At 42.4% G+C, this 12,131-nt stretch carries 8 protein-coding genes; 1 reads left to right on the top strand and 7 read right to left on the bottom strand.

The window, feature by feature from the left end:
- Window positions 1-4: 4 nt before the first annotated feature.
- From RM553_RS08575 to RM553_RS08545, 7 genes are all read right to left on the bottom strand, one after another.
- On the bottom strand, window positions 5-460 hold the full coding sequence (locus RM553_RS08575; RefSeq protein WP_311534505.1) for a Fur family transcriptional regulator: 456 nt from the start codon (window positions 458-460) through the stop codon (window positions 5-7).
- Between the two features lie 30 nt (window positions 461-490).
- On the bottom strand, window positions 491-2,701 hold the full coding sequence (locus RM553_RS08570; protein ID WP_311534550.1) for a RelA/SpoT family protein: 2,211 nt from the start codon (window positions 2,699-2,701) through the stop codon (window positions 491-493).
- Window positions 2,702-2,741: 40 nt separating this feature from the next.
- Complete coding sequence (locus RM553_RS08565) at window positions 2,742-3,980, bottom strand: M48 family metallopeptidase (protein WP_311534504.1); 1,239 nt, start codon at window positions 3,978-3,980, stop codon at window positions 2,742-2,744.
- 46 nt (window positions 3,981-4,026) lie between these two features.
- The gene (locus RM553_RS08560) at window positions 4,027-4,836 is read right to left on the bottom strand and encodes a TrmH family RNA methyltransferase (protein WP_311534503.1); all 810 of its coding nucleotides are present in this window, start codon (window positions 4,834-4,836) and stop codon (window positions 4,027-4,029) included.
- A 254-nt stretch (window positions 4,837-5,090) separates the two neighbouring features.
- Complete coding sequence (locus RM553_RS08555) at window positions 5,091-6,401, bottom strand: amidohydrolase family protein (protein WP_311534502.1); 1,311 nt, start codon at window positions 6,399-6,401, stop codon at window positions 5,091-5,093.
- Between the two features lie 10 nt (window positions 6,402-6,411).
- The gene (locus RM553_RS08550) at window positions 6,412-9,384 is read right to left on the bottom strand and encodes an amidohydrolase family protein (RefSeq protein WP_311534501.1); all 2,973 of its coding nucleotides are present in this window, start codon (window positions 9,382-9,384) and stop codon (window positions 6,412-6,414) included.
- A gap of 75 nt (window positions 9,385-9,459) precedes the next feature.
- Complete coding sequence (locus RM553_RS08545; RefSeq protein ID WP_311534500.1) at window positions 9,460-10,539, bottom strand: DUF3810 domain-containing protein; 1,080 nt, start codon at window positions 10,537-10,539, stop codon at window positions 9,460-9,462.
- 88 nt (window positions 10,540-10,627) lie between these two features.
- On the opposite strand from RM553_RS08545, the gene RM553_RS08540 reads away from it, so the two are divergent.
- Window positions 10,628-12,088: an aminoacyl-histidine dipeptidase gene (locus RM553_RS08540; protein WP_311534499.1), complete on the top strand. Its 1,461-nt coding sequence runs from the start codon at window positions 10,628-10,630 to the stop codon at window positions 12,086-12,088.
- Window positions 12,089-12,131 lie beyond the last annotated feature (43 nt).

Here is a 12,131-nt window from a genome sequence, read left to right as displayed (position 1 = left end):
TTGGTTAGTTGGTTTCTTTTTTGTTGCCGTAAAAATATAAAGAATGTTTGGTAATTTCTATATCAAAAACCTCTTCTATGGTTTTTTTAATAGACTGTATGCGGGGATCGCAGAATTCTATTACCTCGCCGGAATCTGTAAGGATAATATGATCGTGGTTTCGATCAAAATAAGATTTTTCGTATTGTGCCTGGTTTTGCCCAAACTGGTGTTTTCGCACCAGTCCGCAGCCCAGCAGTAATTCTATGGTATTGTAAAGCGTGGCCCGGCTAACTCGGTACTTTTTATTTTTCATTTTGATATAAAGTGATTCAATATCAAAATGATCGTCATTATTGTAGATTTCCTGAAGAATGGCAAAACGTTCAGGTGTCTTCCTATGGCCTTTATCCTCCAGGTACTTCGTAAATACGTTCTTTACGACCGCCTGGTCGTTTTTATTTACAACTTTTTTACTCATAATTCTTCCTCCAAAAGCAAATGTATGGGATTATTCACGGGTAACCTTATCTATGCCGTTAATTTTTTTGAGCCGGTTGATGATGGTATTAAGAATGGAGTTATTTTTTACCACAAGTGTAATTCTACCGCTGAAAACGCCGTCTGAACTTTCAAAATTTATATTTTTCATGTTCACATTCATATTGCTGGAAATCTCTTTGGTAATCTCGCTTACCAGCCCCAGGTTGTCAATCCCGGTTAGCCTGATAACGGCTTTAAAATCCTGCTGCGAACTGTCTATCCATTTTGCAGGAATTATACGGTAAGCATAATTACTTTGAAGCTGAATGGCGTTTGGACAATCTTTTTTATGCACTTTAATCCCGTCACTAACGGTTACAAAACCAAAAACATTGTCACCCGGAATGGGGTTACAGCAACTGGCCAGCTTATAATCCAGGGTCTCGTCCTGATCTTTCCCGAAAACCAGCTGGTCGTATTTAGCTGTGATCTCGTCTTTGTTAAGATCTTCAGCTACTACCGGTTTTTTGATCTTGCTCTTTATATAGCTTACAAGGGCATTGCTGCGGGAGGAAGCAAATTCCTTTATTTTTTGGTTATCTATTTTTCCTATTCCCACACGGTAGAAAAGGTCCAGACTGGTCTTTAAATGAAAATATACCACCAGCTCATTAATGGTTTTTTCATTAAAGGCGATCTTTTGAGATTTCAGCTTTCGGTTAAGGATCGCTTTTCCTTCTTCTGCAATTTCTTTTTTCTCTTCTTTAAGCGAAGATTTTATTTTTGCCCTTGCCCTGGCGGTATTGGCATAATCCAGCCAGTTGATATTGGGCTTGGCACTTTCAGAAGTTATGATCTCCACCTGGTCGCCACTTTTTAACTCATGGCTAAGGGGTACCAGTTTATTGTTTACCCTTGCGCCACGGGTATGGCTGCCCACTTCGGTATGGATGCTGAATGCGAAATCCAGCGGCGTAGCGCCTTTTGGTAAAGATTTTAAATCCCCCTGGGGGGTAAACACAAAGATTTCCTTGGCGTAAAGGTTCAGCTTAAACTGTTCTACAAAATCAACGGCATTCACTTCCGGGTTTTCAAGGGCTTCCTGCAAACGGTTCAGCCATTCTTCAATTCCCTGGTCTTCCTGCACGTTCCCCTGTTTGTATTTGTAATGCGCGGCATAGCCTTTTTCGGCAATTTCGTTCATACGCTCACTCCTAATCTGCACTTCCACCCAGCGGCCCTTAGGCCCCATTACGGTAATATGCAGCGCCTCGTAACCGGTAGATTTTGGGGAAGAAATCCAATCTCTTAACCTCGTGGGGTTTGGCCTGAAATGATCGGTAACAATGGAATAAATTTTCCAGGCGAAGAATTTTTCGTCGTAAGGCTGACTTTTATAAATAATTCTGATGGCAAACTTGTCGTAAACCTCATCAAATCCCACATTTTGCTTCTGCATCTTACGGTGGATGGAAAAGATGGATTTTGGCCGGCCCTTTATCTCGTATTTGAAATCTTCTTTCTGAAGGGAATCTTCTATAACCTTGGTAAATTCCCTAATATAAGCGTCCTGCTGTTCCTTACTTTCCTTTATTTTGGTAAGGATCTCCTGGTAAACTTCCGGCTCGGTATATTTAAGCCCCAGGTCTTCCAGTTCTGTTTTAATATTATAAAGCCCAATGCGGTGCGCCATGGGAGCATAAATGTAGAGCGTTTCCGAAGCGATTTTCACCTGCTTGTCCGGCCGCATGGCATCCATGGTTTGCATATTGTGCAGGCGATCGGCGATTTTAATGATTATTACCCTAATGTCATCATTCAGGGTAAGCAGCATTTTTCTGAAGTTTTCGGCCTGCAGGCTAACATCCTTGTCTTTTTTAAGGCTGGAAATTTTGGTAAGGCCGTCTACAATTTTCGCTACGGTTTCCCCAAACATAGTATTGATGTCTTCCAGGGTATAGCGGGTGTCTTCCACCACATCATGTAAAAGGGCCGCGGCAATAGAGGTGGCGTCCAGCCCAATTTCCGAAGCGACAATTTTGGCCACGGCAATGGGATGGAAAATATAGGCTTCGCCCGATTTCCTGCGCTGGTCCTTATGCGCATCTACAGCGGTATCGAAAGCTGAACGAATAAGCTTTTTATCGTCTTCGCTAAGGGTTTGGTAACTTATGCGCAGGAGTTCCTTGTACTGCCTCGCAATATCCTTGTTTTCCTTCTTTATGGCCGCTTCTGTCATCATTTTTTTTAAAAATACGATTAAGATTGTAAAGAAACAACTACACGATTCCCCTTAAATTCCTGTAGCGTTGCAATAGCGTGGGGTGCGAATAATGCACTTTCACATAAAGCTTATGCGGGGTGAGATTGCTTAGGCTGTTTTTGGAAAGCTTTTTTAAGCTGGAGACCAGAAAATTGCCATTATAGGTGTTCCGGGCAAAATCATCGGCCTGGTATTCGAATTTTCGGGATAAATAATTCATTATAAAGCCTGTTAATTCTGAAATAGGGCTGTACAAAATCCCGAAGGCTACAAGGCCAATATGAAAACTGGCAGTTTCCACCCCCAGCGCCGCTGAAAGTTGGGGGCTGCCTACAAATAGTGAAAGTAACCAAAGCGTGAATCCTGTGGTTAAAATTGAAGCAGCCATATTCACAATTATATGGTTTTTCTTGTAGTGGCCCACTTCATGCGCGAGTACGGCTACAATTTCTTCATCTTCAAGATCATTTACCAGCGTGTCATAAAGCGTAATGCGTTTTTCACTTCCAAAACCGGAAAAATAAGCGTTCGCCTTGGTGCTTCTTTTGGAACCGTCTATCACAAAAATCTTGTCCAGCGTAAAACCTACGCTCTGCGCATACTCTTCAATTTTGGTGCGTAGGGAACCTTCGGGTAGGGGAGTTTGTTTGTTGAAAAGCGGAACGATTAGCTTCGCGTAGAACATATTCATAAAAACCGCAAATATCGCCACTAAAATCCAGGCGTACCACCAGAAATTATCCCCGGCCACCTGGTAAAACCATACGATGAGTGCCAGGATGCCTCCGCCAACAATGGCCGTCATTAACCAGCCCTTAATTTTATCAAGGAAAAATGTCTTTTTTGTGGTTTTGTTGAAGCCATACTTTTCCTCGATCACAAAAGTGCTGTACCAGGAAAATGGCAGCATTAAAATATCGCTCCCAAACATTATAATTCCGAAGAAAATAAGGGCGGTGAGAATTGCATTATCCGTAATATTTCTTGCAATTTCATCCACAAAGGCAAATCCACCAAAGATGATAAAAGCCAGCGTAAGCAAAACCGAAAATGTTGAAATTACCAACCCAAATTTATACCGCTCTTTTTTGTAACGCTGGGATTTTTCATATTCTTCGGAATTGTACACATCGTCGAGTTCTTTGGGAACGGGATCATCAAAATGCCTGGCGTTTAGGGTGTCCAGGATTTTATCGAAAATAAAGTCGATAATAATAATTCCTATAATAATGTAAAATATCGCTTCTGAATTCAATTGCTTTTCTTTTTATATTGAAAACTATTTTTATCCTTTCTACATTCTACAGCCTAAACCCCCTCTGTCTTTTCGCTTCAAAAACCAGGATTCCCGCGGCCACCGAAACATTCATGGAATCTATCTCCCCGCTCATGGGAATTATAATATTTTGAGTAGAATTTTCCAGCCACTCCCGGCTTAAACCCGTTGCTTCGGTGCCCACCACAATCGCGGCGCTTTGGGTAAAATCTACCTGAGCGTATATTTTTGAAGACTGCAAAGCGGCAGCGTAAATTTTGATGTTTTGTCGTTGCAGGAACGAAATTATTTCAGCCGTACTGCCGGTAGCCACATTATTTGTAAAAACGCCTCCCACGCTGGACCTTATGATGTTCGGGTTAAATAGATCTGTTTTGGGGTTGGCGATTAACACGGCATCGAGTCTTGCGGCATCGGCAGTCCTTAAAAGGGCGCCAATATTTCCCGGTTTTTCAGGTGCTTCGGCTACTAAAATCAGTGGGTTTTCCGAAGAAAACTTCAGCGATTCCAATGCCGTGGTCTTACCTTTAAAAACGGCAATAATTCCTTCGGTGCTTCCGCGGTAAGCGATTTTATTATAAACTTCAGAAGAGATTTCAACAATTTTCGGCTGAATTTGGCATTTTTCAGTTAAAGTAGAAAGTTCTTCCGCAGGAAATAATTCCGGACAAAAATAAATTTCCATTAAATCGAAACCTCCTTTTATGGCCAGCCCTGTTTCCCGGATTCCTTCAACTACAAAAACGCCTTCTTTTCTCCTGTTGCGGGACTTATCCTGTAACTGCAGCAGGCGTTTTATGGCGGCATTGTGCGGACTTGAAATTTGTTTATGCATGGCGTAAAAATAAACAGATAATCCCTGAAAAAAAGAAAGCCTCCGAAAATTTCGAAGGCCTTTCTTAAATTAACTAATACTATATCAAATGATAATAATTTCGATTCCTATTCTTATCTCCTGCGAGGTTGCAAAACTTATAGGTGTAAATTTTGAATAAGTCAGTATTTCTATCAGAACCTACAAGGTCGCAAAGACCTTGCAGGAAAATTCTTCAATCCGGCTATATGCATGTTTAGGGACAACATGTAAAATTATTTACTTTGCCTCTCATATTTGCCCATGTACCGCTTCCAAAGTTCGGTTTGGTGGGTTTCCAGGCTTACTTCCCGGCCCTGTATATAGGCATGACTTAAAATGTTGGTACGCATATCCAGCGCGTCCCCATCAGAAATAAATAAAGTGGCGTCTTTCCCTTCTTCTAAAGTTCCTGCTGTGCCGTCTATTCCTAAAATTCTGGCATTGTTGGAAGTGATAAGCTTTAGAGCTTCTTCCTTATCCAAACCAAAGGCTGCAACGGTACCGGCATAAAACGGCAGGTTTCTGGTGCTCATTCTTTCCATGCTCCCGCTGCTTTCCAGGCCAACAAGCACTCCTTTATCGGTTAGTAATTTTGCAAGTTTGTAAGGCATATCGTAATCTTCATCTTCCTCTTCAGGAGTACGGTGAGGACGGTTTACCAGCACCGGAATGTTATTTTCCTTCAGTTTATCTGCAACGGCAAGCGCCTGATTTCCACCTACAATTACCAATCCTTCAAGATTTTGCTCTTTCTTAAACTGAATTACATCGGTGATTTCTTTCTCGCCGTCTACATGAACAAATACCTTTTTCTTCCCTGTAAAAACATCTTCCATGGCAGCGTAGGGCAGGTTTGGGATTTTTCTGTCCCCGTTTACATAGGCCCTTGCAGCCGCGAAAAAGTCTGAAAGTTCCAGGACTTCGTTCTTATATTCCTTGTTTTCTTTCATGCCACGTTCTTCTCCAGCCCACCAGCGGCCTCTTCTAAAACTGTTTGGCCAGTTAATGTGCAGTCCGTCATTTTCTTTTATTACGGCATCTTCCCAGTTCCAGGCGTCAAACTGAACAATAGAAGAAGTGCCGGAAATCCTGCCACCACGAGGGGTGATCTGGCCAATCAATACGCCGTTTGGCCGCATGCTTTCCACCACTTTACTTTCGGCATTATAGGCAATTAAACTTCTTACGTTTGGCAGCATGGTACCTATTTCATCTTCATCATCAGTAGCTCTTACCGCGTCAATTTCAACCAGTCCCAATGTTGAGTTTGGCGCGATAAATCCCGGGTAAACATGTTTGCCTTTGGCTTCAATAATTTGTCCCGGATACTGCATTTTTGTACTGTTAGCAGACATTATCTGGGTGATCTTACCATCCTTAAAAATTATAAGGCTGTTTTCTATCACTTCGCCGTTTCCAATATGTGCTGTGGCCCCAACAATAGTTACCGGCTCGGTTTGCTCCGGCGCGGGTGTTTGCTGCGCGCTCAGATTTCCGCAGAAGGAAATAAGCGCTGTAATGAATGTTATTTTTAAAAATTTCATTTCTTAAATTTTAGTGGATTTCTTCCAGCGTATTACAATGAATACGTGTTTCTTCTTTTTTAGTGACCGGTTGCGTTTTCACTCCTTCATTTTTGGCCTTTAGCATTTGAGTGATCAATTTGCTTCTTTCCTGTTCTATCTGCTCTTGCATTTCCTTATCCCGTTCAACATCAAAATACACCACTCCTTCAATCATTGTTTTTTCCGGTTTGGCATAAATGGAAAGCGGGTGGTTGTTCCAAAGCACCAAATCGGCATCTTTTCCAGTTTTAATACTTCCCACACGGTCATCTATATGAAGCAGTTTTGCGGGATTAAGCGTTACAAATTTCCAGGCTTCCTCTTCAGAAACACCTCCGTATTTTACACTTTTCGCTGCTTCCTGGTTTAGCCTGCGGCTCATTTCGGCATCATCGCTATTAATGGCTACCGTAATGCCCTGGCTGTGCATAATCGCCGCGTTATAAGGAATAGCGTCGTTCACTTCATATTTATAGGCCCACCAATCAGAAAATGTAGAGCCGCCAACGCCGTGTGCCTTCATTTTATCCGCCACCTTATAACCCTCAAGAATATGGGTGAAGGTATTGATGTTAAAATCAAAATTTTCAGCCACTTTCATCAGCATATTAATTTCACTCTGAATGTAGGAGTGAGAGGTTACAAAACGTTCGCCATTAAGGATTTCCACCAGGGTTTCCATTTCAATATCTTTTCTAAAATCGTCTCCACCTCTGGCTTTTTCAGCTTCATAGGCCCTGGCGCGGCTAAAGTAATCTGTGAACACCTGCTCCACACCCATCCTGGTTTGTGGAAAGCGCACATTGCTGCCCCAGTTGGATTGTTTTACATTTTCTCCAAGGGCGAATTTTATAAATTTTGGAGCGTTATCGTAGATCATATCTTCCGCGTCTTCTCCCCATTTCAACTTTACAATTGCAGAACGGCCACCAATGGGATTGGCTGAACCATGAAGTATCTGCATGGATGTCACGCCACCTGCCAGGTCGTAGTAAATACCAATATCGGTAGGATCTACCACATCTTCCATACTTACTTCTGCTGAAGAATTTTGCCCGGCTTCGTTAATTGCAGAAGCAGCCAGGTGCGAATGTTCATCTATTATCCCGGCAGTAAGGTGTTTTCCCGTGGCATCTATCACTTTTGCCCGGCCTGCATTAAGGTCTTTACCAATTTTGGCAATTTTTCCGTCTCTAACCAGCACATCCGTATTTTCCAATGTTCCTTCAGCTTCGCCTGTCCATACTGTTGCGTTTTTGAAAAGCACGTCTTGTTGTTCAGGCAATTCTGTGAATCCGTAAGCTTTATTTGGAAAGGTTACAGGCAGCACTTCAGGATGTTCTTTATCTTTTTTATCTTCTTCGGAATCTTTTTCTGCGGAAGATTTAACAGCAGTAAATGAAGTTTCCCTGCCGCCTGGAAGAATTGCCTTGCCTGAAATGGTATTTGTTTCCGAAGGTACATTGGCCACCAGCCTGATGAATTCTGTTTTTGTTGTATCTGGCGAAGAAAGCAACAGGTTTATCCAGTTATCATCAAAACTTAGTTTTGAACCAATTTTTGTGTCTCCAAGTTTTACTTCTGCCTTAGGGCTTGTTGGCTCTCCTGAAATATTCAGCGTATAAGAATTTCCATCCAGCTTCAGGTCATATTCTCCGGTAATAGGAGTAGTGTTCATATCTTCAATTACCGCTCTTTTTCCCTGCACCCAGTTCTCATAAAGGCTGCTTTCCTCATCAAAGTAATCCCCGGAGGTAATGATAAAATTTGCCCAGGCACCTTCTTTAATTTCACCAAGGCTTCCTTCTTCTCCAATAACCTTCGCGGGAATGGTTGTTAAAGCCGCAAGGGCATCTTCTTTGCCAAGGCCGTACTCAATAGCTTTTAAAAGGTTTTTCCTGAAATCTTTTTCAGCATCAATCCCTTTAGTGGTAAGGGTAAAAGGCACTTTTTTATCGGCCATCATTTTAAGGTTGGCTGGCGCCTGGTTCCAGTGTTTCATATCTTCCAGGCTTACATGTTCTGCCATAAAAGGATTTTCAACATCGTAAGCATCCGGGAAATTCAGCGGGACAATATAGGTGGCACCAGTGCTCTTTGCCTTATCCAGGCGCTTGTATTCGCTCCCGTTCCCAAGAATCACATACTGAATCCCGAATTCATCACCCAACTTGTCGGCGCGAAATTCGTCAAGCAAATTGTCTGTGGCGAAAATCTGAACCAGGTTTTTATTGTTGTTTAGAGCTTCCAGGGCAAGGTCTGTATTATCGGCATTCCCACCGGCATACCAGTCGGCATCAAGATAAACCTGTCTCAACAGCGCCATGGCACCCATAATGGAAGTTGGGTAAGACTGCCGGGACTGCACGCTTTTATCAAAAGATAAATATTGCGCAGAACGGTCCCTGAGAATACGGTCTCCTTCGGTGCCTTCAGGATTTAGGGCAACCAGAGTTCCTGTTCCACGAACAATGCCATCGGGAACATGGGTGTTTACCACACCAAAGCCTGCTTTGTGAAGTTTGGAAGCGCTCTCTTTATCATAGCTGAATTGTGCCACTGCATTGGTTTCAGGGCGAATATGGTCATTCCAGTAATAACCTTCGCGGCCCGCATCATATTGTGGCTGATCGCTGTTGCTTTCTGCTCTTTTTGGCTTAGGAATCCCAAAATCGCTGTAAAGATCTATAAATGAAGGATAAACTTCCTTTCCTTCGAGGTCTATCACAACGCTGTTATCCGGGACAGAAATGTTCTTTCCAACCGCGGTGATTTTGCCATCCTGAACGGCAAACATGCCATTTTGAATAACTGAAGTGGGGTCTACATGAATTTTCGCGTTTTTAAAAACGGTATAATTTGTATTTCGGGACTTGACCCCGTCGTTCTTTGGGAAGTATTCCTGTGCCTTCAGCTGTACTGCTGCAAGCAAAAAGAAACACACCAGTAGTTTTAATCTCATAAAAACCGTGATTTATTTAAGTTTAGGGTAAAATTAAGAAGCGCTCAATTTAGCAAAATTTTAATAAAAATTCTGCTATAGCTGGAATTGAGTTTCAGGATCTTCGAAGTAATTAACCAGGAGCGCCACCACATAACTATAGCTTTTCATCCCCTCTGCCTGGTTATTGGCAATGAGATAATGATTATAGAACATCTGGAACATGGGCTCCAGCGGATTTTGATGCTTCAGCCAGAACTCCTGCACTTCCCTGTAATTTGCCAAAATCCCGGGATGGATTGTTTTTATAATTTCATCGGTTTGCTCCTTATCTCTGCGGTACAATTCATTTAAACAATAACTAAGGGCAAAGGTAAACCCGGAGTACCTGAAGTAAGGGTCGGGATGGTTCATAGTGGCCAGGCAGGCGATAAAATTGGCTTCATTTTCTTTGGCAAACCCAAGCTGGTGGCCAATTTCATGACTGGCGGTGGTGGGAATTTTATAAGGAACAATAATAGTGTTTACCTGGGCCTCGTTGGTTAGTGGATTAAGATAACCGTTAAAGCCCATATAGGAAAGCGGAATACTATACAGGGAACGCTTCAGGCTCTCCCCTTCATAGGTGAGTTCAGGATATTGTTTTTTGATATTGGTGTAGCCTTTAAGAGTAATATCAAAAAGTTCATTTTTATCATAAGGCATATCGATCTTTACCGAATCGCTTTCAGCAAGTTCAGAATGAATAGCGTTGGACCTGGAAATAAGGCTTTCTGTAAGCCTGATCAATTCTTCCGTGGAATATTCATTATCTATACCCAGGGATTGGTGCAAAGGCAGGCGGTAATAATTGTAGCCCCAAAAAATATTGAAGCAGGCATAGATAATGGAGAGGGTGGCAAATGCTTCCAAGATCCATTTCTTCGGATTTTTAAAGCGCTGCCTGATTCTTATAACCAACCATCTTATAATAGAAATCACCAAAAAGGCATAGAGAAAATCGCCAAGGGAAAACGGCAAAATTCCAAGGCTTATTCTCATAATCCGTGAAATTTCAGGATAGAGTGTTTTGCTGTACCAGGTTTCCACGAATTGTGGATAATTGGAGATGATTTTTATAAAAATAATCTGCAGCGGCAGAAGTAATGCAAGGATAAGGGTAGATTTTCTCTTCACAAGCTTAAAATACAATTAATATTTCGCCTCAAATTTTAGAACTTAGGCAATTACCAATACATTTGTGAATATACCAAAATATAAGACAATGAATGAAGAAATTAGGGCCCTGGAGCCTAAAGAACTATGGAAGAATTTCGCCGATTTAAACGAAGTCCCCAGAGCCTCAAAAAAAGAGGAGCGGGTTATAGAATTTATGAAAAACTTCGGCAACAAAAATGATCTTGAAACTTTGGTAGATGATACCGGTAATGTGGTGATAAGAAAACCCGCCACGGCCGGGATGGAAGACAGAAAACCGGTGGTGCTGCAGTCCCATCTGGACATGGTGCATCAAAAAAATAACGATACTAAATTCGATTTTGAAACCCAGGGTATAGAAATGTATGTAGATGAAGACTGGGTGCGTGCAAAAGGAACCACACTAGGTGCAGATAATGGACTTGGCGTGGCGACAATTATGGCCATTCTTGAAAGTAAGGAAATAGAACATCCAGCTTTAGAAGCGCTTTTTACGGTAGATGAAGAAACCGGGATGACCGGCGCCAAAGGCCTGGATCCTGAAATGCTGCAGGGGGAGATTCTCCTTAACCTCGATACCGAAGAAGATGATGAAATAGGAATAGGTTGCGCCGGGGGAGTGGATATTACGGCCATCAGGGAATATGAAGAAGAGCATACCCCCGATAATTCTATTGGGTATCTTATTAAAGTAAAAGGTTTAAAAGGTGGCCATTCCGGGATGGACATCATTAAAGGACTGGGAAATGCCAATAAGCTGCTTACCCGTGTGCTTTATGATTCTTACCGCGATTACGGCCTGCGTTTGTCCAAATTCAATGGCGGCGGCCTGCGCAATGCCATTCCCCGAGAAGCTGAAGCGCTTGTGGTTGTGGATAAAGCAGATATGGAACCTTTTCTGAATGAGAACATGATCCACATCGACGAAATTAAAGCGGAGTATAAAAACCTGGAGCCAAATCTTGATATTAGTATTTCTGAAGCTGATGTACCGGAAAATGTGATGAAGGTGGAAGACCAGCAGGATTTTTTAAAGGCCGTTTCCGCGGCGCATAACGGCGTGTACCGAATGAGCCCCGATATTGAAGGCCTGGTGGAAGCCTCCAATAATATTGCTAAGATTGTGGCCGAAGAGGGCAGGATAGAAATTAATTGTCTTACCCGTTCTTCTGTGGAATCTTCCCGAGACGACCTTGCCAATAGCCTTGAAGCTTCGTTTGAACTTGCCGGTTTTAAGGTGAAATTTTCAGGGGAATATCCTGGCTGGCAGCCAAACCGGGAGTCTGCTATTTTAAAAGTTGCAGATGAGATTTACCAAAAACTGAATAAGGAAAAGGCCGATGTTGCCGCCTGCCACGCAGGCCTGGAATGTGGAATTATTGGAAGCCATTATCCCGAAATGGATATGATTTCTTTTGGCCCAACCATAAGGGGCGCGCATTCTCCAGATGAACGCGCCAGCATTTCTTCAGCAAAAAAGTACTGGAAATTTGTACAGGAAATCCTTAAGAATATCCCGAAGAAATAAGAGTAACCTAATTTTTCGGGAAAATTAGTAAATAGAAAAAGCC

Origin of the sequence: Autumnicola tepida (assembly GCF_031846485.1) — a bacterium.
GTDB lineage: Bacteria > Bacteroidota > Bacteroidia > Flavobacteriales > Flavobacteriaceae > Autumnicola > Autumnicola tepida.
This window is presented reverse-complemented; position numbering and strand designations above follow the sequence as displayed.